The organism is Balneatrix alpica DSM 16621, from assembly GCF_000619885.1.
GTDB classification, from domain to species: domain Bacteria; phylum Pseudomonadota; class Gammaproteobacteria; order Pseudomonadales; family Balneatricaceae; genus Balneatrix; species Balneatrix alpica.
The window spans coordinates 607,008-628,751 of record NZ_JHUZ01000006.1 but is presented as its reverse complement, the minus strand read 5'-3'; the positions used below and the strand labels follow the sequence as shown (position 1 = coordinate 628,751).

General features: G+C 53.6%; 22 protein-coding genes. 2 read left to right on the top strand and 20 right to left on the bottom strand.

The genetic code is table 11. The annotated features are described in order from the left end of the window. Positions 1-78 precede the first annotated feature (78 nt). The 8 genes from rplI to grpE form a co-directional block, all read right to left on the bottom strand. Positions 79-525 (bottom strand): 50S ribosomal protein L9, encoded by a 447-nt coding sequence (rplI, locus tag Q334_RS0103380; RefSeq protein ID WP_027311972.1) that lies wholly within the window; start codon positions 523-525, stop codon positions 79-81. A gap of 16 nt (positions 526-541) precedes the next feature. Then, a complete protein-coding gene (locus Q334_RS0103375; protein ID WP_027311971.1) occupies positions 542-1,411 on the bottom strand; it encodes a YybS family protein in 870 nt (289 codons plus the stop codon). A 14-nt stretch (positions 1,412-1,425) separates the two neighbouring features. Further along, on the bottom strand, positions 1,426-1,653 hold the full coding sequence (gene rpsR, locus Q334_RS0103370) for a 30S ribosomal protein S18 (RefSeq protein ID WP_027311970.1): 228 nt from the start codon (positions 1,651-1,653) through the stop codon (positions 1,426-1,428). A gap of 27 nt (positions 1,654-1,680) precedes the next feature. Then, a complete protein-coding gene (gene rpsF, locus Q334_RS0103365) occupies positions 1,681-2,097 on the bottom strand; it encodes a 30S ribosomal protein S6 (protein WP_027311969.1) in 417 nt (138 codons plus the stop codon). 156 nt (positions 2,098-2,253) lie between these two features. Continuing rightward, positions 2,254-3,060: a 4-hydroxy-tetrahydrodipicolinate reductase gene (gene dapB / locus Q334_RS0103360; protein WP_027311968.1), complete on the bottom strand. Its 807-nt coding sequence runs from the start codon at positions 3,058-3,060 to the stop codon at positions 2,254-2,256. Between the two features lie 112 nt (positions 3,061-3,172). Further along, complete coding sequence (gene dnaJ, locus Q334_RS0103355; protein ID WP_027311967.1) at positions 3,173-4,321, bottom strand: molecular chaperone DnaJ; 1,149 nt, start codon at positions 4,319-4,321, stop codon at positions 3,173-3,175. A gap of 77 nt (positions 4,322-4,398) precedes the next feature. After that, a complete protein-coding gene (dnaK, locus tag Q334_RS0103350; RefSeq protein WP_027311966.1) occupies positions 4,399-6,312 on the bottom strand; it encodes a molecular chaperone DnaK in 1,914 nt (637 codons plus the stop codon). A 111-nt stretch (positions 6,313-6,423) separates the two neighbouring features. Then, positions 6,424-6,987, bottom strand: a complete 564-nt coding sequence (gene grpE, locus Q334_RS0103345; RefSeq protein WP_027311965.1) for a nucleotide exchange factor GrpE — start codon at positions 6,985-6,987, stop codon at positions 6,424-6,426. Between the two features lie 165 nt (positions 6,988-7,152). Between grpE and recN the strand changes: the two genes are divergently transcribed. Continuing rightward, positions 7,153-8,823: a DNA repair protein RecN gene (recN, locus tag Q334_RS0103340; protein ID WP_027311964.1), complete on the top strand. Its 1,671-nt coding sequence runs from the start codon at positions 7,153-7,155 to the stop codon at positions 8,821-8,823. A 77-nt stretch (positions 8,824-8,900) separates the two neighbouring features. Here the strand turns inward: recN and fur are convergent, their stop codons facing one another. Beyond that, positions 8,901-9,317: a ferric iron uptake transcriptional regulator gene (gene fur / locus Q334_RS0103335; RefSeq protein ID WP_027311963.1), complete on the bottom strand. Its 417-nt coding sequence runs from the start codon at positions 9,315-9,317 to the stop codon at positions 8,901-8,903. Positions 9,318-9,406: 89 nt separating this feature from the next. On the opposite strand from fur, the gene Q334_RS17890 reads away from it, so the two are divergent. Then, complete coding sequence (locus tag Q334_RS17890; RefSeq protein WP_081414318.1) at positions 9,407-9,748, top strand: outer membrane protein assembly factor BamE; 342 nt, start codon at positions 9,407-9,409, stop codon at positions 9,746-9,748. Between the two features lie 22 nt (positions 9,749-9,770). Here the strand turns inward: Q334_RS17890 and Q334_RS0103325 are convergent, their stop codons facing one another. From Q334_RS0103325 to hflX, 11 genes are all read right to left on the bottom strand, one after another. Further along, complete coding sequence (locus tag Q334_RS0103325) at positions 9,771-10,082, bottom strand: RnfH family protein (RefSeq protein ID WP_027311962.1); 312 nt, start codon at positions 10,080-10,082, stop codon at positions 9,771-9,773. Next, a complete protein-coding gene (locus Q334_RS0103320) occupies positions 10,075-10,506 on the bottom strand; it encodes a type II toxin-antitoxin system RatA family toxin (protein WP_027311961.1) in 432 nt (143 codons plus the stop codon). The genes Q334_RS0103325 and Q334_RS0103320 overlap by 8 nt, the downstream gene beginning before the upstream one ends. A 118-nt stretch (positions 10,507-10,624) precedes the next feature. Beyond that, positions 10,625-11,974, bottom strand: coding sequence for a sodium-dependent transporter (locus Q334_RS0103315; protein WP_027311960.1), 1,350 nt, complete (start codon positions 11,972-11,974; stop codon positions 10,625-10,627). An 89-nt stretch (positions 11,975-12,063) separates the two neighbouring features. After that, positions 12,064-12,813, bottom strand: a complete 750-nt coding sequence (gene rlmB / locus Q334_RS0103310; protein ID WP_027311959.1) for a 23S rRNA (guanosine(2251)-2'-O)-methyltransferase RlmB — start codon at positions 12,811-12,813, stop codon at positions 12,064-12,066. 12 nt (positions 12,814-12,825) lie between these two features. Then, complete coding sequence (rnr, locus tag Q334_RS17885) at positions 12,826-15,207, bottom strand: ribonuclease R (RefSeq protein WP_051527485.1); 2,382 nt, start codon at positions 15,205-15,207, stop codon at positions 12,826-12,828. 106 nt (positions 15,208-15,313) lie between these two features. Next, positions 15,314-16,609: an adenylosuccinate synthase gene (locus Q334_RS0103300; protein ID WP_027311958.1), complete on the bottom strand. Its 1,296-nt coding sequence runs from the start codon at positions 16,607-16,609 to the stop codon at positions 15,314-15,316. 171 nt (positions 16,610-16,780) lie between these two features. After that, positions 16,781-17,971 (bottom strand): ATP phosphoribosyltransferase regulatory subunit, encoded by a 1,191-nt coding sequence (locus Q334_RS0103295; protein ID WP_027311957.1) that lies wholly within the window; start codon positions 17,969-17,971, stop codon positions 16,781-16,783. A gap of 17 nt (positions 17,972-17,988) precedes the next feature. Further along, positions 17,989-18,186, bottom strand: a complete 198-nt coding sequence (locus Q334_RS0103290) for a DUF2065 domain-containing protein (RefSeq protein WP_027311956.1) — start codon at positions 18,184-18,186, stop codon at positions 17,989-17,991. Positions 18,187-18,299: 113 nt separating this feature from the next. Then, a complete protein-coding gene (hflC, locus tag Q334_RS0103285; protein ID WP_027311955.1) occupies positions 18,300-19,172 on the bottom strand; it encodes a protease modulator HflC in 873 nt (290 codons plus the stop codon). Then, positions 19,172-20,374, bottom strand: coding sequence for an FtsH protease activity modulator HflK (gene hflK / locus Q334_RS0103280; protein ID WP_027311954.1), 1,203 nt, complete (start codon positions 20,372-20,374; stop codon positions 19,172-19,174). Before hflK ends, hflC begins: the two co-directional genes overlap by 1 nt. A gap of 27 nt (positions 20,375-20,401) precedes the next feature. Continuing rightward, positions 20,402-21,742, bottom strand: coding sequence for a ribosome rescue GTPase HflX (gene hflX, locus Q334_RS17880; protein ID WP_051527484.1), 1,341 nt, complete (start codon positions 21,740-21,742; stop codon positions 20,402-20,404). Between the last annotated feature and the right edge of the window lie 2 nt (positions 21,743-21,744).

Below are 21,744 nucleotides of genomic sequence, written 5' to 3'. Positions count from 1 at the left end.
GTTTAGCAGGCCTTTTCGGTATGGCTAAAAACACAAACACCCGCCTAAGCGGGTGTTTGTCTAGCGGGTGTACTGAAATTACTCAGCAACAACCACGATAGCAACAGTTGCAGACACTTCAGCGTGCAACTGGATGCTGACTTCGAACTCACCAGTGTGACGCAGAGCGCCATTGGGCAGACGAACTTCAGACTTGTCTACCGCGATACCGGCTTGAGTGATCGCTTCAGCGATGTCACGAGTACCGATAGAACCGAACAATTTACCTTCGTCACCAGCTTTGGCCACGATGGACAGCTCGATCTCTTTCAGTTGCAGAGCACGGGCTTCAGCAGCAGCCAGCTTGTCAGCAGCCGCTTTTTCCAGCTCAGCGCGACGCTCTTCGAACTTCGCCAGGTTATCAGCAGTTGCCATTACCGCTTTGCCAAAAGGCAGCAGGTAGTTGCGACCATAACCAGACTTCACGTTTACTTTGTCACCCAAGCTACCCAGCTTGCCGACTTTCTCGAGCAGAATAACTTCCATCTCGCAAACCTCTTCGTTAAGTGTCCGATGAATGCACCGGACGCAGACGCCGACGAATGTTAAAGGCTGAATCCAGCACAGCCGCCAGCATCAATAAGGGATACATATAAATACCGAGCAGGAAGAAGGCCGTATAGAAGCCCACTAACCATGCTCTGCCCAATGCCTTAATACCTATCACACCATGAACCAGCGCTAAGCCAGCCATCACCAAGGGCACAGTTAATGCTGGTAACCACCGTAATCCCTGCGGATCAATACTGGTTCCCATAAAAAGCACGACCACCAGTCCCAACGCCAGGCTCAGTGGCAAACGCAGCTGATGAAACTCAGTCTGGAAGCCGCCCGGGTTGTACAGCCCAGCCTGCCAACTACGGGCAAGTGCCAAGCTGCCTAACATCACAGCCAAGTGGAAGGCGGTTACCCCACCTAACAACAAGTCCATCATGAACTGGCGCAGAGCCTCCGGTGGAGCCTCCAGGCCTTCAGGGCTCATGCGTGCCAGCATCTGATCACTGAGGGTCTGCAAGATATTGAGTACATCGGCCAACGCCCAACTCAATATACCGCTCAGCACCAGGGCTAACCCGCTCACTACCAACAGCACCTTGGTCCAGGACACCGAGACTCTCAGCACCCAGGCCAGTAAAAAGGTGCCTATCAGACTCAGTAAGGGAGTAGGATCTCCCTGTCCCCACCACCAAGCCAATGTGGGTAGTGATGCCCACGCTAGTATTACTGCTCCCTCGCTGACGCCCCGTCTCAGGGTCACCAGGCTCAGGGTTGCCGCACTTACCCAAAACATCAGGGGTAGCGCAGCGCTCACGACTGCTACGACCAGGGCCTCTTTGCGGCCCCGCATGATGTACTCAGCAAGAGCACGCATGCCCGGACGTATCCTTATTCGTGGCTATCGGTATAGGGCAGCAACGCCAGGAAGCGGGCACGCTTGATCGCGCTAGCCAGCTGACGCTGATAACGGGCTTTAGTACCAGTGATACGGCTAGGAACGATCTTGCCGGTTTCAGTGATGTAGCCCTTTAAGGTTTCGATGTCTTTGTAGTCGATTTCCTTCACGCCTTCGGCGGTGAAACGACAGAACTTACGACGACGGAAAAAACGCGCCATGATTGAACTCCTCTGTGATCTGCTTAATTAGTCTTCGCTGGATTCTTCAGCTACTTCGTCTTCAGCATCGTTCTGCTCGGCTTTGGCAGCAGAGTCATCACGACGGGGACGACGCTCTTCACGACTTTCAGCAGCTTTAATCGGAGATACTTCAGTGATGGCTTCGTCACGACGGATAACCAGGTTACGGATTACCGCATCGTTATAACGGAACAGGTCTTCCAGTTCGTCCAGAACTTCCTGAGAGCACTCAACATTCAGCATCACGTAGTGAGCTTTGTGAATCTTGTTGATGGGGTAAGCCAGTTGGCGACGGCCCCAGTCTTCCAGACGATGGATCTTGCCGTTAGCACCTTCGATCAGAGAGGTGTAACGCTCGACCATAGCAGGAACCTGCTCGCTCTGATCGGGATGAACCAGAAATACGATTTCGTAATGACGCATGAAAGCTCCTTACGGGTTAACAGCCCCCCACCGGATGGCGAGAAGCAAGGAGATTAAAGAACGGGTATTGCAAAGAACGGCATATTCTAGTGATACCAAGCACCCCATGCAAGGGATGCTTGATTTTTAACCAGTCATTTACTAGAGCGCCTCAACTCAGTTACGCAGCCCCAACACATCCTGCATATCGAACAGGCCCTGCTGTTTTTGCTGCAACCACAGTGCCGCGCGTACCGCTCCCTTGGCAAAGGTCATTCGGCTGGACGCTTTATGGGTGATTTCTACTCGCTCCCCTTCGGTGGCAAAAATCACCGTGTGATCCCCCACTACATCCCCTGCACGAACGGTGGCAAAGCCTATTTCTTTGGCAGGACGCGCTCCAACCTGACCTTCACGACCATAGACAGCGCAACTGGCCAGATCACGCCCCAGTGCATCGGCCACTACCTCGCCCATCCGCAAAGCAGTACCGGAAGGTGAGTCGACCTTATGACGATGGTGAGCTTCTACGATCTCCACATCGTAATCATCACCCAGTACCTGGGCCGCCAACTCCAGCAATTTGAAGCAGAGGTTAACGCCAACGCTCATATTGGGTGCAAACATGATGGCCGTCTGTTGTGCGGCCTGCTGCAGGGCTTGCTTTTGTTCGGCACTCAAACCCGTCGTGCCCACCACCAGCTTCTTGCCATGGGCTGCACACAAGGCTGCATTGGCGACTGTCACTTCGGGAGCAGTAAAGTCGATGAGCACATCAAACTGATCCAGCACTGACTCGACAGTACTGACGGCTTTTACCCCCAGTTTGCCTTTGCCCGCCAACTCTCCTAAATCAGCCCCCAGCAGGCTGCTTCCGGGCTCCAGAATGCCAGCGGCCAGGGTTACCCCCTCTTGCTGGAGCACGGCATCAATGAGATTACGCCCCATCCGTCCGGCGGCGCCCATAATGGCAATGCGAGTCATGCTGTGTATCCTGTCTTCTACTCAATCTAAGTCGGCTATTATAGAATGCAACCATGGGATGGCATACAAACAAAACAGGCGGCCAATGCCGCCTGTGTGCGAGTATCCTCGCTTATTTCATATCTTCGAAGAACTTCTTCACTCCATCGAAGAATGATTTTTTCTTCGGTGAGTGACGCTCTCCCTCATCATCCATACTGGCCTGAAACTCGCGTAGCAGTTCCTTTTGCCGTGCAGTCAGATTCACTGGGGTCTCTACCGCCACTCGGCAGATCAGATCCCCTGGCGCACCGCCACGTACCGGCACTACGCCTTTACCACGCAGACGGAAGAGTTTGCCAGTTTGGGTTTCTGCCGGAATCTTCAACTTCACTCGACCATCTAAAGTCGGCACTTCCAGCTCACCACCCAAGGCAGCATCTACAATGCTAACCGGTACTTCGCAATAAAGGTTCTTACCATCCCGTTCAAAAATGGGATGCTCACGTACCGACACCTGCACATAGAGATCGCCGGCAGGGCCGCCTTGTAAACCCGCCTCGCCCTCACCAGACAAACGGATGCGGTCACCGCTATCAACACCAGCCGGGATTTTCACATTAAGGGTTTTGGTTTCCTCTACCCGACCACGACCATGGCAGTCACGGCAGGGATCTGCAATCACCTTACCCGCACCATGGCAGGCAGGACAGGTCTGCTGAACCGCAAAAAAGCCCTGTTGCATCCGGATTTGCCCTGCCCCACCACAGGTAGAACAGGTTTGTGGCTGCGTACCTGGCTTGGCCCCAGAGCCATCACAGGTCTCACACTCCACCAAAGACGGGATGCGAATCGACTTTTGGCATCCTTTGACGGCTTCTTCCAAGTCTAACTCAAGGGTGTAGCGCAAGTCTGAGCCACGTTGTGGTCCACCTCTCCCTGCACGACCAAAACCGCCACCGCCGCCACCAAAGATATCGCCGAAAACATCGCCAAAAATGTCCTGGAAGCTGCCGCCGCCACTAAAACCGCCACCGCCGAATCCGCCACCATTGCCATCCACCCCTGCATGACCAAACTGGTCGTAGGCCGCTTTCTTTTTGGCATCGGACAGGACTTCATAGGCCTCGCTCACTTCTTTGAACTTGGCTTCAGCCTCTTTATCATCCGGATTACGATCCGGGTGATACTTCATCGCCATACGGCGATAGGCTTTTTTGATGTCCGCTTCGGAGGCGTTTTTCTGTAGCCCCAGCACTTCGTAAAAATCGCGTTTTGACATATCTTTCGCTGGCTAGCCGTTATCGCGTTGAAAACACAGACGCGGGCTTAACGCCCGCGTCCCAGTCTGGGCCGACCTTACTTCTTGTCGTCCTTCACTTCTTCAAACTCGGCATCCACCGCGTCATCTTCTTTCGCCTTACCAGCTTCACCGGTGGCACCTTCCTGCTGCGCGGCGGCTTCGGCGTACATTTTCTGCGCCAAGCCTGACAACGCCTCGGTCAAGGCTTCAGTTTTGCTGGCGATGGCATCTTTGCTATCACCTTTCAGCGCCTCTTCCAGATCCTTGATAGCCGCTTCAATTTTCTCTTTTTCTTCAGCAGTCGCTTTATCGCCTGCATCTTTCAGGGTCTTACGGGCAGTGTGGACCATGCCATCACCACTGTTGCGCGCTTGCACCAGCTCTTCGAACTTCTTGTCCTCAGCTGCATTAGCTTCAGCATCGCGCACCATCTTTTCAATTTCCTCGTCAGACAGACCGGAGGAAGCCTTGATTACGATGGACTGCTCTTTACCGGTGGCCTTGTCTTTAGCAGAGACATTAAGGATACCGTTGGCATCAATATCGAAGCTCACTTCAACCTGGGGCACGCCACGAGGTGCAGGCGGAATATCGGCCAGGTCAAAACGACCCAGAGACTTGTTACCACTTGCTTGCTTGCGCTCACCCTGCAACACATGAATGGTTACCGCCGTCTGATTATCATCGGCTGTGGAGAAAATTTGTGACTTGCGGGTCGGAATAGTGGTGTTCTTCTCGATCAGCGGTGTCATCACCCCACCCAGAGTTTCAATCCCCAGAGTCAGCGGAGTCACGTCCAGCAGCAACACATCTTTTACATCACCAGCCAGGACGGCACCCTGGATAGCCGCGCCCATGGCCACCGCTTCATCGGGGTTAACGTCACGGCGAGGCTCTTTCTGGAACAGTTCTTTCACACGCTGCTGTACCAGCGGCATGCGGGTCTGACCACCAACCAGAATCACTTCATCAATTTCACTGGGCTGCAAACCGGCGTCTTTCATTGCGATCCGGCAAGGTTCCAGAGAACGATCAACCAGCTCCTCAACCAAGGACTCCAGCTTGGCACGAGTCACTTTAACGTTCAGGTGCTTAGGACCAGTGGCATCGGCAGTGATGTAAGGCAGATTCACATCGGTTTGCTGCGCAGAAGACAGCTCAATCTTGGCTTTCTCTGCCGCTTCTTTCAGGCGCTGCATCGCCAAAGGATCACCAGAAAGGTCAATACCGGACTCTTTCTTGAACTCCGCCGCCAAGAACTCAATCAGTCGCAGGTCAAAGTCTTCACCACCGAGGAAGGTGTCACCATTGGTGGCCAGCACTTCAAACTGCTTTTCACCATCAACATCAGCGATTTCGATAATGGAGATATCGAAAGTACCACCACCCAAGTCATAGACCGCAATCTTGGCATCGCCACTCTGCTTATCCATGCCATAAGCCAAGGCTGCAGCGGTGGGCTCGTTAATGATGCGCTTCACTTCCAGACCAGCAATACGACCAGCATCTTTGGTGGCCTGACGCTGAGAATCGTTGAAATAAGCAGGAACAGTAATCACCGCTGCGGTAACTTCCTCACCGAGGTAGTCTTCAGCGGTTTTCTTCATCTTTTTCAGTACTTCGGCGGAAATCTGTGGGGGCGCCAGCTTCTTATCTTTCACCCCAACCCAGGCATCGCCATTGTCAGCCGCAACAATTTTGTAAGGCACCATTTTGATGTCTTTTTGCACAACATCATCGCTGAACTTACGGCCGATCAAACGCTTAACAGCAAACAGGGTGTTATGGGGGTTAGTCACTGCCTGGCGCTTTGCAGGCTGGCCGACCAGCACCTCATCATCCGCATAGGCGATGATGGAGGGAGTGGTACGCGCACCTTCGGCGTTTTCCAACACCTTAACTTTGTCACCATCCATAACTGCCACGCAGGAGTTGGTGGTGCCTAAGTCGATACCAATGATTTTACCCATAATACGCTTACCTCAAATCTTTACTTGGTGGGCTAGGCCCTGAACACGTTGCCTACTAAGTTGGTGCAACTTGACCCTTTTCAAGGGCAAATACCTAAAAAAATTCCGGTTTTAGGCCGCCCCTTTGGAGACCACAACCATCGCCGGACGCAGCAGACGACCATTAAGGGTGTACCCCTTCATCATCACACTCAGCACCTTGTTCGCTTCGACTTCAGCACTCGGCACCATGCTAACTGCCTGATGCAGCTCAGGGTTAAAAACTTCCCCCTGTGGATCAACCGTTTCCACATTGAACTTTTGCAGCGCAGCCAGGAAAGCACTGAGGGTCATCTCAACACCATCACGAATCGCCTGCAGGTGCTCACCTTCTCCCTGGGCGGAAGTAATGGCGCGCTCCAGGTTGTCTACCACCGGCAACAGCTCATTGATGATTTTTTCCAGTCCATAGCGATGGGCTTTTTCCACATCCTGCTCAGCACGGCGACGCACATTCTGCATTTCCGCCTGCACACGCAAGTTGTTTTCTTTAGCCTCTTCTAGCTGCTGTTGCAGCTTAGCTATTTCCGCCTGCAGGCTCTCCTCTTCGGTCAACACCTCAGAAGTCTGAGCCTCATTGACCTCTACTTGCACACTGTCATTCTGGGCCTGCTCAGCAGCCTTTTGCTCGCTCATGGACTTAACTCCTCCACTAGGATTGCAATGGTTGTCGTGGGACTGGCACCAATATGGGGACATCCCAGCACGATTCAAGCGACAGATAAAAAAGCCAACAGGGCATTGCACACAATCAAAAGCCCGCTAAACTACTGTACGCATAGACAGTTAAGAGGGTCGCTCATGCTCTGTCAGCTCAGTATTCGCAACGTGGCCATTGTTGATCAATTAGAGCTGGATCTAAAATCCGGCCTCCTCGCCGTCAGCGGTGAAACCGGCGCGGGCAAATCCATTATGCTTGATTCCCTTGCCCTGGCTTTAGGGGAGCGTGCTGATCCTGGCTGTGTCCGTCATGGTAGTGACAAGGCCGAAATCAGCGCCTGCTTTGATATCCGTCAGATTCCCGCTGCCCAGCAGTGGCTGAATGAACGTGAACTGCTGGAAGAAGAGCACTGCATCCTCAGACGCAGCATCAGCGCCGAAGGCCGCTCCCGCGCCTGGATTAATGGCCGCCCCTGCAATCTGCAAGAGTTACGTGAACTGGGCGAGCTATTGGTAGAAATCCACGGCCAACATGCCCATCAGCGCCTGCTCAACCCGGCCACTCACTTACAGCTGCTGGATGACTATGGTCAGCTCCAGAGTGCTCTGCTGCCCCTCAAACAAAGCTATCAGCACTGGCAACAGCTACAAAAGCGCTTGCAACAGGTACAGAACCGCAGTGCAGAAGACCAAGCCAAAGTACAACTACTCAGCTATCAGGTCGAAGAACTCGTGCTGCTGGCCCCCCTTCCGGATGAGCTAGAGCAATTGGAACAAGAGCAAAGCATGCTGGCTAATGCTGAACAGAATCTGCAGCTGGGCCAACAGCTCTTAGAGCTTTGCCGTGACGATGATCAAGCTATCTCCCAACAATTACGCCGCGCACAACAGCTTCTGCAACAATTGCGCTTAGATAGCCAAAGTTGCCATGAAGCGCTAGAAATGCTTGATAGTGCCGCCATCCAAGTCGATGAGGCCATGCATAGCTTGGAGCAGGCGCTCGGCCGCTGCGAGCTGGATCCCGCCCGTCTGGAAGCAGTCGATCAGCGCCTGCATGCTCTCTACAGCACCGCCCGCAAACATCGCGTTACACCTCAACAACTGCCTGCACTGCTCGTCCAATTACAGCAAGAGCTGGGAGAGTTAGCCGTGGATGAATCCCAGCTGGAACAGCTAACCCTGCAAGTCCAGCAAGCACGGCAACATTATTTGGAGCAGGCCCAGCGCCTTAGCAGTCAACGTCAGCAACTCGCCCAACAACTCAGTAGTGCCGTCATGGACCAGCTACATGCTTTGAGCATGCCGCATTGTTGTTTCGAAGTCGCCGTCACTGCTCTGGATGAACCGCACTACAGCGCCCAAGGGATTGATCGAGTAGAGCTACTACTCAGCGCCAACCCGGGCCAGCCACCACGCCCCCTACACAAGGTAGCCTCTGGCGGTGAGCTATCGCGTATCAGCCTAGCGATTCAAGTCGTTGCAGCACAGTGCTCTACCACCCCCACTCTAGTATTTGATGAGGTCGATGTGGGGATTGGCGGAGCTGTCGCGGAAGTGGTGGGCCGCTTGCTACGACAACTGGGTGAGCGTGTCCAGGTACTCTGTGTCACCCACCAACCCCAGGTCGCCGCTCAAGCCCATGAGCACCTATTTGTCAGTAAAGAAGTGCAGGGCAGCCATACCCTTTCACGGGTTCGCCGCCTTAACAAAGAAGACCGTATTCAAGAAATCGCCCGTATGCTGGGAGGGGTAGAGTTAGGCAACCACGCCCGCGCCCATGCTGAGGCGATGTTGCAACAACTGCCCCATTAAACTACCGGCAATACTCGTGCTAGAAACAACAACGCCCAGCTTAGCTGGGCGTTGTGTGCATGGGGTACTAACCGGACTTATTTATCATCAGTGCCCTGATAAATGCCGTACAGATAAATCGTACGGTCCGTTAGTACAAAACCATGCTCTTTAGCAATCTCTTCCAAGCGCTGATTAACGATGGGATCAGAAAACTCGCGCACCACGCCAGATTTCACACACACCAAGTGATCATGCTTATCATCGGAAGATAATTCAAAAACCGAGTGACCGCCTTCAAAGTGGTGACGCACCACTAGGCCCGCCGCTTCAAACTGAGTCAGCACACGATATACCGTGGCTAGCCCCACATCTTCACCCTGCTCCATCAGAATGCGATAGATGTCCTCGGCACTCCAGTGATCCTGCTCCCCGGCTTGTTCCAAAATTTGATAAATCTTGACCCGGGGTAAGGTGACCTTCAGGCCGGCTTTACGTAATTCCTGATTTTCCATCGCTTCTAGCCTTACTCTGTGCTCTTCGCAGTCTGTGGCAATATCATGTATTATTCCCCGCCAAACAAGATATTGGAAGTCGCATCGCTATGCAAAAGGCAATCCTTCTCAGCTGCGCTTTGCTGCTCAGTGGCTGCTCGTTCTTCCCCGGCATCCACCGGATTGAAGTCCAGCAAGGACATATGGTCGACCAAAACATGGTTAACCAACTGCAACCCGGTATGACCCAAGAGCAGGTGCGCTTCGTGATGGGCAGCCCCTTGCTGGTCGATACCTTCAATACTCATCGCTGGGACTATCTCTATAGCCTGGAAAAGGCCAATGGCGAGGTGGTCAAACGCCAGCTTAGCCTTTACTTTGGCCAAGATGGCCGTCTTAGCAATATCCAGGGACACTATCGCCCCGGAGCAGAAGAAGCCCCCAATCAATAAGGGCTCCATACTTGAGCCAGGGCTAGCTACGCTCAGCCTTGGCTTTAGCGGCACGATTGGCCCGCGCCTGCTTCGGATCGATTAACAACGGTCGGTAAATTTCGACTCGTTCTCCTTCTCGCAACGCTTGTTGCTTGGGATTACGCACCGCTTTGCCAAAAATGCCCATTGGCGCATTATCCGGATCAATCTCTGGATAGTAATCTGTAATCCCTGACTGTTGCACCGCTTGATACAGGGTGCAGCCCTCCTCAACCTGGAGCGGAATAATCATTTGATCATGAGGTAGCGCATAGGCTACCTCAACGCTAATTAACTTAGCAGGCTTATCCATTTAAGCTCTCCGCACGCTTACAAAAAGCCTCAACCATGGTAGTTGCGATCTGGTTAAATACTTTCCCCATCGCCAAACTGCCAAGCTTACCGGCGAAGTCAAAACTGAGACTAAGGGATACTTTGCAGGCTTGTTCATTCAGTGCTTTGAATTGCCACTCACCACGCAAATATTTAAAGGGCCCCTCGACCAACTCTAGCGAGATACGGTGAGGCGCATTCAGTTCATTTCGAGTAGTAAAGCGATAGCTCAGACCGGCTTTGCTTACCTCTAAACTGGCCACCATATGCTGCTCATCCACTTCCAGGATACGGGCAGCAGAACACCAGGGTAAAAACTGCGGATAGGCTTCCACATCATTGACGATGGCATACATGGCCTGAGCCGGATGCATCACCAACGCACTTCGGTCAACCGTGGTCATGAGGACACTCCACCTACGAGCAAACTTGCCCCACTTTGCCTAATTTCGACTGCACAATCCGACTTGTGCAAGTAATAAAGCAACCGGGGCCACAAGGGCCCCAGTATATCACAGCCGATTAGAGCAAATTGGCGACGAATACCACCCCTACCAATACAGGAGTAATAAAGCGTAATACCAAGCGCCATAGCTGGAACCAGAAGGGTGACAATGCCAGCTCATCCTGTACATGGCTGGGTTTGAGCACAAAGCCAACCAGAACAGCTACCAGCAAGCCCCCTAGCGGCAACATAATGTTAGCCGTGAGGTAATCAAGAATGTCGAAGAAATTCTTCCCAAGCAGGGTGTAAGCGGACCAATCGTTAAAGGACAACAATGATCCCACCCCTAACAGCCAACCCACCAAGCCCAACAACAGGCAAGAGAGACTACGGCTTAAGCCAAACTTCTCAACCAAGAACGCAATGGATGGTTCCATCAGAGAAATAGCCGAGCTCCAGGCCGCAATGGCGACCAGGACAAAGAATAGGAAACCAAAAATCTGTCCCAGCGGCATATTGCCAAATGCCACCGGCAGAGTGACAAACATCAGACCAGGGCCCGCACCAGGATCCATATTATTGGCAAATACAATGGGAAAAATCGCCATCCCAGCCACCAACGCCACCAGGGTATCGAGCAAAGCCACCGTCATAACTGTGCTGCCAATACCTGCCTGCTTCGGCATATAGGCGCCATACACAATAATCGAGCCCATCCCTAAACTCAGGGTAAAGAAGGCATGCCCCAGTGCAACCAGCACCGCTTCCCAGGTCAGTTTTTCCGGCGCGAAGTCAAACATGAAGTGGAACGCCTGCGCACTGTAACCGGTGCTAAAGCCATAGGCTAACACCACAAACAGCAACACAAACAAGGCAGGCATCATGATACGAATGCCACGCTCCAAGCCATCATGCACACCCTTCACCAACACGCCCACACTCAGCACGGTAAAGATGCTATGCCATACCAACATTTGCAGAGGGTCCGCCAATAATCCTTCGAAGGAGGCTCCCACTTGCTCAGCGCCGGCACCGTTAAAGTGGCCTTGGGCCATCTCCACGACATAGGCCAGTACCCAGCCAGCTACGACGGAGTAAAAGCCAAAAATCATCAGGCCTGCCAAGGCCCCCATCCAGCCCACAAGCTGCCAACGGCCACTACTGGCCGACTCCAGAGCCACATCACGCAGTGAGTTAATCGGACTTTGCCGACCTCGACGACCGATCAGCACTTCCGACATCATGATCGGAATACCAATCAGCGCAATACAGGCCAGATATACGAGAACAAAGGCACCACCGCCATTGGCACCGGTGATATAGGGAAACTTCCAAATGTTACCCAGGCCCACTGCGGACCCGGTTGCCGCCAGGATAAACACCCAGCGACTACTCCACATGCCATGTATGGATTCTTGCTTTAGCATGGACTACGTCTTCTCACAGGTTTGTCGAAAAAGGCCGGAATTCTACTTAGCCCAGGGGCAGATGCAAGCACTCCAGCCTTTTTTACTCCTTATGAGTTGATTAGCCGTTGGCGCACTGCCTCAAACAAGCACACTCCGGTAGCGACCGATACATTGAGGCTACTCACCTCTCCTGCCATCGGAATACTCACCAGGTGATCACAACACTCCCGGGTCAGACGACGCATACCGCTACCTTCCGCTCCCATCACCAGTGCCAGAGGGCCAGTCAGCTTGGCTTGATGCAGGCTCTGCTCAGCCTCACCCGCTGTACCAACCAACCAAATACCCCGCTCCTGCAGATTACGTAAGGTGCGCGCCAAGTTAGTGACCTGCACGTAAGCTACACTCTGTGCCGCCCCACAGGCCACCTTTACCGCCGTGGCAGTCAGGGGGGCTGATTTATCTTTAGGTGCAATCACCGCCTGCACGCCCGCGGCATCCGCTGTACGCAAACAAGCCCCCAAATTATGAGGATCAGTCACACCATCCAAGACCAGCAAAAAAGGCGGCTGCTGCAACTGGTCCAAATAGTTCTCCAGCCAGTTTTCATTACGCGGCTTTTGCAGCTCAACCTGGGCTAACACCCCCTGATGAACACCCTCAACCAGGGTATCCAACTCCTGCCGCGGCGCCTGCTTGACCTTAATGCCTTGCTCGGCAGCCAGGCCTAACAGCACCTCCATACGCTGATCCCGCCGCCCCTGCTGCACCAGCAGCAGCTTGATACGATTGGCCTCGCGTTTTAACAGGGTTTGCACCGCATGCAAACCAAACACCCATTCAAATTCTTGTGACATAGCTGCTAACTTTTAACCTTTACTTTTCGCGGCCTTGGTTTTTTTGCTTTTCTTGCCTTTCTTCTGTGCCCGCTTGGCCTCTTTGGCTTTACGCTTACCTTTTACGTGCTCTTTGATTTCTTGCTTACGCGCTTTTTTATTCAGTTCTGGCGCCGCAGGTACAGGACGCTCCTGACTCGTTTTTCCCTGGGTCAGGTGACGGCGGAAGGGACCAGCAAGCAAGTCAAAGTCGATCTTACGCTCATCCAAATCCACCCTCGACAGACGTACCCGCACCTTATCTCCCATGCGGAAACTCTTACCTGTGCGCTCCCCCTTCAAACGTTGATGGGCAGCATCAAAGTGGTAGTAATCCCCCGGTAAAGAGGATACGTGGATCAAACCTTCAACATAGATATCGGTCAGCTCAACAAAGCAGCCAAAACTGGTCACCCCGGAGATGACCCCCTCAAACTCTTCGCCTTGATGGTGGCTCATGTACTCACACTTAAGCCAGGCCGCCACATCGCGGGTGGCTTCATCAGCACGGCGCTCGGTCATGGAGCATTGCTCACCGTAGGTCACCATATCGGAGCCACTATAGGGATAGCCAGGCAGACTGCCCTCCTGCTCACTCCGAATTAACGCCTTCAGGGCTCGGTGCACCAGCAGGTCAGGATAACGACGAATTGGCGAGGTAAAGTGAGCATAGGCTTTATAACCCAAGCCAAAATGCCCTTGGTTATCGGGGCTATATACCGCCTGACTCATGGAGCGCAGCAACATAGTCTGGATCAGATGGGCATCAGGACGCCCTTTGATCTGCTCCATCAGCAGCTGATAATCCATCGGCGTCGGCTTTAAGCCCCCGCCTAAGTTCAGCCCTAACTCACCCAAATAGCTGCGTAGCTTATCGAGCTTTTCAGGCTTAGGCCCTTCATGTACCCGATACAGGGTCGGCACCTTGTGCTTCTCCAGGAATCGCGCCGCCGACACGTTGGCGCACAGCATACATTCCTCAATCAGGCGATGGGCATCATTGCGCACCACTGGCACGATTTGCTCGATCTTACGCCCCTCACCAAAGAGAATGCGGGTCTCCGTGGTGTCAAAGTCCATAGCCCCGCGCAGGTGACGCGCTTGCAGCAGCGCCTGGTATAGCGCATAGAGATTTTCCAGATGCGGCACCAGCTCGGCATAACGTTTGCGCAAAGAGCGCCCTTCATTGGACTTGGGCCGTTCCAGAATATGACTAACCTTGGTATAGGTCAGCCGAGCATGGGAATGGAAGACTGCCTCATAAAAACGATAAGAGCTGATTTTGCCGTTAGCACTGATGGTCATTTCACACACCATCGCCAAGCGGTCTACCTGTGGGTTCAGCGAACAGAGCCCGTTCGACAGTTTCTCTGGCAACATCGGCACCACCTGACTGGGGAAGTATACCGAGTTACCCCGCTTGAGCGCCTCGCGATCCAGGGCCGAGTTAGGCTTCACGTAATGGGAAACATCGGCAATCGCCACAAACAGGCGCCAACCGCCACTACGTTTTGGCTCAGCATAGACGGCATCATCAAAGTCACGGGCATCTTCACCATCAATGGTGACCAAAGGCAAATGGCGCAAATCCACCCGCCCCTGCTTGTCCGCTTCGCTCACCTCTTCCGACAAGGCCTCAATCTGCTGCTCGACCTCTGCCGGCCAAACAAAGGGAATGCCGTAATTATAAATAGCGACCTGGGTTTCCATTCCTGGTGCCAGGTGATCTCCCAAAATCTGCACTACGCGACCAATCGCCAAGCTGGTTTTAGTCGGGTACTGTTCAATTTCAACCAGCACCACCTGTCCCTGGCGCACACGTACTCCCCCGTCCTGCTGGATCATAATGTCCTGCGCAATACGGGTATTATCGGGCGCCACATAAGCGATGCCATATTCTTCAAAGTAACGACCTACCAAGCGCTGCACCCGGCGTTCCAGCACCTCGACAATCGCCGCCTCACGCCGACCGCGTGCATCTAGCCCTCGCACCCGCACCAATACCTTGTCACCCTCAAACACAGAGCGCATCTGACGGTTATGCAGGTAAAGGTCATCCGAACCATCATCGGGGATAACAAAACCAAAACCATCGCGGTGTCCTTGCACCCGCCCACTGATCAAATCCATTTTGTTTACCAGCCCATATCCTCCCTTGCGGGTGAAGATTAACTGGCCATCACGCTCCATCGCACGCAGACGGCGGCGCAGTGCTTCCTGGCGCTCTTCATCACCCAGGCGCAGCGCAGTGCACAGCTGCTCGTGGGTAGCAGGCCCTGGATGCTGTTGTAAGTAGTCGAGAATAAATTCACGGCTGGGAATTGGGTTTTCGTATTTTTCAGCCTCGCGATCGAGGTGCGGATCCTTGACGGTCATGCTTCCTTCCCATCATGCAAAGTTAGGCAAAGTATACAGCATCCCTACCGAGACGCGCCTAAAACGCAGAAAGCCGGCAAAGGCCGGCTTTCTGCAGAACGACGTCTTAGCCCGCGAAGGGGTGACGTAAAACGATCGTCTCGACCCGATCAGGCCCGGTAGAAATAATATCCACTGGAGCTCCCACCAGTTCTTCCAGACGGCGGATATATGCTAGTGCATTAGCAGGCAAATCTTCCAGGCGCTGTACGCCCACAGTGGAATCTTTCCAGCCGGGCATTTCTTCGTAGACAGGCACCACCGCAGCATAGCCTTCGCTATCGATGGGGTTCACTACTTCATTACCCTGAGCATCACGGTAAGCCACACAGACTTTAACGGTCTCCAGACCATCCAACACATCCAGCTTGGTCAAACACAGACCGGAAATGGAATTGACCTGGATAGACTGACGCAGTGCCACTGCATCAAACCAACCACAGCGACGGGCACGACCTGTGGTAGCGCCAAACTCATGACCACGCTTGGCCAGTTGTGCTCCCACTTCATCGAACAGTTCTGTGGGGAAAGGACCTGAACCCACCCGGGTGGTATAGGCCTTGGTAATACCCAGCACATAATCCAGATACAGGGGGCCAAAGCCAGAACCCGTGGCAGTGCCGCCAGCAGTAGTATTGGAGGAGGTCACAAAAGGATAGGTGCCGTGATCAATATCCAGCAACGAGCCCTGGGCACCTTCAAACATAATATTCTTACCAGCGCGACGGAAATCGTGCAGCAAGCAGGCTACGTCAGCCACCATCGGCCGCAGCTCTTCACCCATAGCCAAGCAATCCGCCAGCACCTTGTCATAATCCAGGGCTTCCACCTGGTAGTACTGCTGCAGCATAAAGTTGTGGTATTCCAGTACCTCTTTCAACTTCACAGCAAAGCGGTTGGCATCCATCAGGTCACCCAGACGCAGGCCACGACGGGCAACCTTGTCTTCGTAAGCAGGACCAATACCACGACCGGTAGTGCCAATCTTGTTGTCACCACGACGGGCTTCACGAGCCTGATCCAGGGCCGCGTGATAGGGCAGAATCAGCGGGCAAGCCGGGCTCAAACGCAGACGCTCACGTACTGGCACGCCACTCTCTTCCAGCTGGCGCATTTCTTTCAGCAAGGCTTCCGGTGACAACACCACGCCATTACCAATCAGGCAGAGCACGTTTTCACGCAGGATGCCAGAGGGAATCAGGTGCAGGACTGTTTTCTTGCCTTCAATTACCAGGGTATGGCCGGCATTGTGACCACCCTGAAAACGCACGACGGCCGCTGCCTGTTCGGTCAGCAGGTCTACGATCTTACCTTTACCCTCGTCACCCCATTGGGTTCCGAGCACCACTACGTTGTTGCCCATAATCTCAGGTCTCAATTACTCAAACGTCAAAGCTGCCCGACAAGCCAAGGCTTGCCGCCCAGGAGGCCATAACCGCCCCCGCCGCCCCTCCTACAGGAGGGTCTTAATTGGCGTCCCCCGGTTAATCCCCTCGACCAGGTTTGAACGCCTCCGGATGGCTCCGGGAAGTCCTTATACCAGCGGCTGTACCTGCCACTGGCCATTGTGCTGTACCAACTGACGGTCACAGCGTAATCCACGCAAGTCGCCACTCATTCCCGGCAACGCCCGTACGACTCGTTCACCCTGAGCACGCAGCTCACGTACCTTAGCTTCCAGCCCCTCATCCAATTGCTCCGGCGCCAGAATTCCCGTTGGCAGTTCACTGCTGCATTGCTCAGATAGGCTGACCAATACCATCAAATCCGCACTAAAGCCCGTGGCTGGACGAGCCCGACCAAATACCTTGCCGATCTGATCATAGCGACCTCCCTTGGCCACCGGTTGACCATAGCCCGGCACATAAGCGGTAAAGACAATACCAGTGTGGTAGTTGTAGCCACGCAGCTCACTCAGATCGATATAGATCGCCAGTTGCGGATGACGGTGCTGAACCTGCTCTAAAATAGCCTGCAGATTGTCTAACGCCTCCTGCACCCCTGCTGGAGCATCCACAAAACAGCTACGAGCTTCAGCCAACACTTCCGTGCCACCGTTTAAATCCAATAACGCCACTAGCCAGGTTGCCAACTTGGCATCGCTAACCTTGACTGCCAACCAAGCGGCCAGCTCGGTGCGCGCTTTGCGTTGTAATAGCTCAGTCAGCTCATCCTGCTCCGGCTGCGACAACTCCGCCATCTGTAATAAAGCGGTGTAAATTCCCACCTGGTTTAAATCTAGCGTCACCGGACGCTGCACCCCAGCCACAGCCAGGGTATCCAGCATCAAACTAATTACTTCAACATCACTGGCAGCACCAGCATGGCCATAGAGTTCCGCTCCCACCTGCAGTGGGTTTCGTGACGCCTGTAAGTGCGCAGGGCGGGTATGCAAAATCGAACTGGCATAGCAAAGCCGCACGGGGCTTTCTACATGCAAGCAGTGAGCATCAATACGGGCCACCTGGGGCGTAATATCAGCACGCACCCCCATCAGGCGACCAGTCAGCTGATCCGTCACTTTAAAGGTCAACAACTCCAGGTCATGCCCTGTCCCGGTTAATAGCGATTCGAGATACTCCACCAGCGGTGGCATCACTAGGTCATATCCCCAGCTGCGATACAAATCCAGCAACTGACGACGCACGCTCTCAATCCGCTCAGCTTCCGGCGGTAACACTTCTTTGACGCCATCCGGCAACAGCCAGCGATCAGCTAAAGTCATGCTGTTCTCCACAACCCCTAACGAAACACATAAAGCAAGGCAGTACCCAGCAGCATACTGGCTAATCCCAGCGCCCGGACCACTCGATCATCGGCTTCGACTAATTGACGAAGGGTGTTTTTCCATCCTTGAGGACTCAAAAAGGGCATGATGCCCTCCATAATTAACAGCAGACAGAAACCTAACGCCAACGCCTGCCAAAAATCCTCACTCATGGCGCTCCACTACCCGGCATTTCAAACACGCAAAAAAAACCGGGCTTAAAAAAGCCCGGTGAGGAATCATATCACGTTTTAAAGGGGTGGCCAGATTTATTTGGCCACTCACCTTACTGTCCGCGCTGGTCTTTCAAATATTTGAAGAAGTCGGAGTTTGGCTCCAGTAGCAGCACATCCCCTTCCTGACCAAAGGCCGAACGGTAGGCACTTAAGCTACGATAGAAGGCATAAAACTCGGCATCCTGCTGGAAGGCACGGGCATAAATAGAGGCCGCCTGCGCATCCCCCTCACCTCGAGTCCGCTCAGCATCACGATAAGCGTTTGCTTCGATAACGGTCTTTTGACGATCCGCATCGGCGCGAATACCTTCCGCCAGCTCCTGACCACGGGAGCGCAGTTCACGGGCTTCACGCTCACGCTCAGTACGCATCCGCTCATACACGGACTGACTCACCTCAGGCGGTAGATCGATACGCTTAACCCGCACATCAACCACCTCCACACCCAGCTCGTTCTTGGTCACTTCACTGAGTTTAGTAGTCAAGTCCAGCAGCAGCTCATCACGCTCACCTGAAACCACCTGGGTCAAAGTACGACCCCCGAACTGGTTACGCAGACCAGTGTCAACCCGAGCCGCCAGCAGCTTAGCTGCCACAAACTCATCACCAGAGGTAGCGGTATAGAACTTCTCAACATCATAGACCCGCCACTTCACGAAGGAATCAACGATCAATGCCTTCTTTTCCAACGTCAGGTAACGCTGAGGACGGGAGTCCATAGTCATCAAACGCGCATCAAATCGACGCACATTATCTACGAAGGGCAGCTTCACATGCAGACCAGGCTTAACATCAGCCTCGACCACTTCACCAAAGCGCAGCACCACCGCACGCTCAGTTTCACTGATAATAAACAGTGATTTACTCAAACCTATGATTACTACCAGAACCAGCGCAATCACGGCAAAGGACTTGTTAGTCATTAACGGCCCTCCCGTTGAATAGTGGGCTGACGCTTACGTAGCTCGTTCAATACATCATCGGCAATACGTTCGATATCAGCATTGCTCAAACGCGCCTGCTGGGGTGTCAGCACTTGTTGACGATTACTCCGGGCACTCTGACTGGCCTCAGTCAGCTTATCCAAGGGTAAATACATCATGTTGTTGCCACCTTTGACATCCACCAACACCTTCGAGGAGTTAGCATAAACCTCCTGCAGGGTATCGATATACAGACGTTCGCGAGTCACTTCAGGCGCTTTGCGGTATTCCGCCAGCAGTTTGAGGAAGCGCTCCGCCTCACCCTCTGCTTTAGCTACCACTTCCTCACGGTAAGCATTAGCCTCTTCCAGCATGCGCTGTGCACGGCCACGAGCCTCAGGCACGATACCATTGGCATAGGCTTCCGCTTCGTTCTTCACCCGCTGCTCATCTTCACGGGCTTTGATTACATCATCAAAGGCTGACTGCACCTGCTTAGGCGCGGTTGCATTCTCAATGTTTACCCGTGAAATCTGTACCCCGGTGCCATAGCTATCGACGTAGGCTTGCAAACGCTCCTGCACGGCCGCTGCCAGAATTTCCCGGCCTTCAGTCAGTACTGAGTGCATTTCCGAGCCACCTACTACATGGCGCAGGGCGCTTTCAGTAGCTTGAGCCAAGCTCGCTTCGGGCTCACGTACATTCAGTACAAATGCCTTGGGGTCCGCTACGACATACTGCACAGACATCCCCACCTCAACGATGTTTTCGTCTTCGGTCAGCATGGGAGCGCGGTGATCCAGTGAACGCACTTTAGTGACATTGACCCGAATCACCTGATCAATCAAAGGCGGATTCCAACGCAAACCAGGGGCGACAATGTCATGGTACTCACCGAAGCGCAGCACCACTCCTCGCTCCTGCTGGTCTACGGTGTAAAAGCCCATACCGGCCCACACCACGATCGCAATGATCAGACCAAAAATCAGGGAGCCAGAGCTAAAGCCACCACCACTGCGGTTCTCACCATCTCCACCACCGGAGGATTTACCACCAAAAATGGAGTTGAGTTGATCCTGCACCTTACGCAGCACTTCATCCAAATCGGGTGGCCCCTGATCACCGCCTTTCTTGCCACGGTTGCCGGAACCCCAGGGGTCCTGAGGATCCTGCCCGTTGCCACCGGGCTCATTCCAAGCCATAGGCTTCTCCGTCTTAGTCCAATGTAATTATTCGCAAAATTCTAGGGAGGCACGCCAGGGCTCGCAAGTTTCGGTCTGTTGCCGCAAGCCAAAACGCTCCGCTGGAATCTGATTGCGTCTTAACATCTGTAAGAAATCTGCCGTTGATAAACGCACCTCTAACAGCGTATTACCTTCCTCATCCCAACTCTCTTGCAATACAGCCCCCTGGGCGTACAACTGTGCTCGCAGCCCACCTTCTTGAGGTTTTAAGGCCAAGGTGTCATGCAACAGGTCTTCACTGAGCAGCTCGGCAATCGCCTGCTGCAACAAATCCAACCCCAGCCGTTGTTGGGCGGATACCCATACTGCTTTGGGCTTACCGTTTTCATCTCGATCTATATGGGGCTCAACCTGAGTTAACAAATCAACCTTGTTATAGATCATCAACGTCGGCACTTCAGTGGCGCCGATTTCCGTCAATACCAGGTTAACCGCTTCCAGGTTTTGCTCTCGCTCAGTGGAGGCCGCATCCACTACATGCAGCAGCAAAGTCGCTTCCACCGTTTCCTGCAAGGTCGCACGGAAGGATTCCACCAATTTATGCGGTAGGTGACGAATAAAGCCAACGGTATCGGCTAACACCACCGGCCCCACATCAGGTAACAAAATACGTCTTAGGGTTGGATCCAGGGTGGCAAACAGCTGGTTAGCGGCGTACACCTGCGCATTGGCAATGGCATTGAACAGCGTCGATTTACCGGCGTTGGTATAGCCCACCAAGGAAACACTGGGAACATCTGCCCGACGTCGGGCTCGCCGCCCTTGGTCGCGCTGTTTACGCACCTTTTCCAGGCGTTTGTGGATGTACTTAATCCGCTCACGCAACAAGCGACGGTCCGTTTCCAACTGGGTTTCACCCGGACCACGCAAGCCTATCCCGCCTTTTTGACGTTCCAAGTGGGTCCAGCCACGCACCAAACGAGTAGACATATGCTCAAGCTGAGCCAACTCTACCTGTAGCTTACCTTCGTGGGTTCGCGCCCGTTGGGCAAAGATATCCAGAATCAGCCCGGTACGATCTAACACCCGACACTGCAACTCTCGCTCAAGATTACGTTCCTGAGCAGGGGACAGTGCATGGTTAAACAGCACCACCTCAGCCTCATGGGCCAAGACTGCCGCACGGATTTCTTCAACCTTACCTGAACCGGCAAAAAACTTAGGATTGGGGGTGTCACGGGAGCCAGTCACCAGCGCTACGGGAGTAGCGCCGGCAGACGTGACCAGTTCCTGGAACTCGGTAGGATCTTCCCGCTCTGCATCATCATACATATCCAGGTGAACCAGAACGGCACGTTCACCTGTGTTCGGACGTTCAAAGAACAATC

Bases quoted from the DNA above. Each gene is read 5' to 3' on its own strand.
- rplI (WP_027311972.1), bottom strand. From the start codon at position 525: ATGGAAGTTATTCTGCTCGAGAAAGTCGGCAAGCTGGGTAGCTTGGGT.
- Q334_RS0103375 (WP_027311971.1), bottom strand. From the start codon at position 1,411: ATGCGTGCTCTTGCTGAGTACATCATGCGGGGCCGCAAAGAGGCCCTG.
- rpsR (WP_027311970.1), bottom strand. From the start codon at position 1,653: ATGGCGCGTTTTTTCCGTCGTCGTAAGTTCTGTCGTTTCACCGCCGAA.
- rpsF (WP_027311969.1), bottom strand. From the start codon at position 2,097: ATGCGTCATTACGAAATCGTATTTCTGGTTCATCCCGATCAGAGCGAG.
- dapB (WP_027311968.1), bottom strand. From the start codon at position 3,060: ATGACTCGCATTGCCATTATGGGCGCCGCCGGACGGATGGGGCGTAAT.
- dnaJ (WP_027311967.1), bottom strand. From the start codon at position 4,321: ATGTCAAAACGCGATTTTTACGAAGTGCTGGGGCTACAGAAAAACGCC.
- dnaK (WP_027311966.1), bottom strand. From the start codon at position 6,312: ATGGGTAAAATCATTGGTATCGACTTAGGCACCACCAACTCCTGCGTG.
- grpE (WP_027311965.1), bottom strand. From the start codon at position 6,987: ATGAGCGAGCAAAAGGCTGCTGAGCAGGCCCAGAATGACAGTGTGCAA.
- recN (WP_027311964.1), top strand. From the start codon at position 7,153: ATGCTCTGTCAGCTCAGTATTCGCAACGTGGCCATTGTTGATCAATTA.
- fur (WP_027311963.1), bottom strand. From the start codon at position 9,317: ATGGAAAATCAGGAATTACGTAAAGCCGGCCTGAAGGTCACCTTACCC.
- Q334_RS17890 (WP_081414318.1), top strand. From the start codon at position 9,407: ATGCAAAAGGCAATCCTTCTCAGCTGCGCTTTGCTGCTCAGTGGCTGC.
- Q334_RS0103325 (WP_027311962.1), bottom strand. From the start codon at position 10,082: ATGGATAAGCCTGCTAAGTTAATTAGCGTTGAGGTAGCCTATGCGCTA.
- Q334_RS0103320 (WP_027311961.1), bottom strand. From the start codon at position 10,506: ATGACCACGGTTGACCGAAGTGCGTTGGTGATGCATCCGGCTCAGGCC.
- Q334_RS0103315 (WP_027311960.1), bottom strand. From the start codon at position 11,974: ATGCTAAAGCAAGAATCCATACATGGCATGTGGAGTAGTCGCTGGGTG.
- rlmB (WP_027311959.1), bottom strand. From the start codon at position 12,813: ATGTCACAAGAATTTGAATGGGTGTTTGGTTTGCATGCGGTGCAAACC.
- rnr (WP_051527485.1), bottom strand. From the start codon at position 15,207: ATGACCGTCAAGGATCCGCACCTCGATCGCGAGGCTGAAAAATACGAA.
- Q334_RS0103300 (WP_027311958.1), bottom strand. From the start codon at position 16,609: ATGGGCAACAACGTAGTGGTGCTCGGAACCCAATGGGGTGACGAGGGT.
- Q334_RS0103295 (WP_027311957.1), bottom strand. From the start codon at position 17,971: ATGACTTTAGCTGATCGCTGGCTGTTGCCGGATGGCGTCAAAGAAGTG.
- Q334_RS0103290 (WP_027311956.1), bottom strand. From the start codon at position 18,186: ATGAGTGAGGATTTTTGGCAGGCGTTGGCGTTAGGTTTCTGTCTGCTG.
- hflC (WP_027311955.1), bottom strand. From the start codon at position 19,172: ATGACTAACAAGTCCTTTGCCGTGATTGCGCTGGTTCTGGTAGTAATC.
- hflK (WP_027311954.1), bottom strand. From the start codon at position 20,374: ATGGCTTGGAATGAGCCCGGTGGCAACGGGCAGGATCCTCAGGACCCC.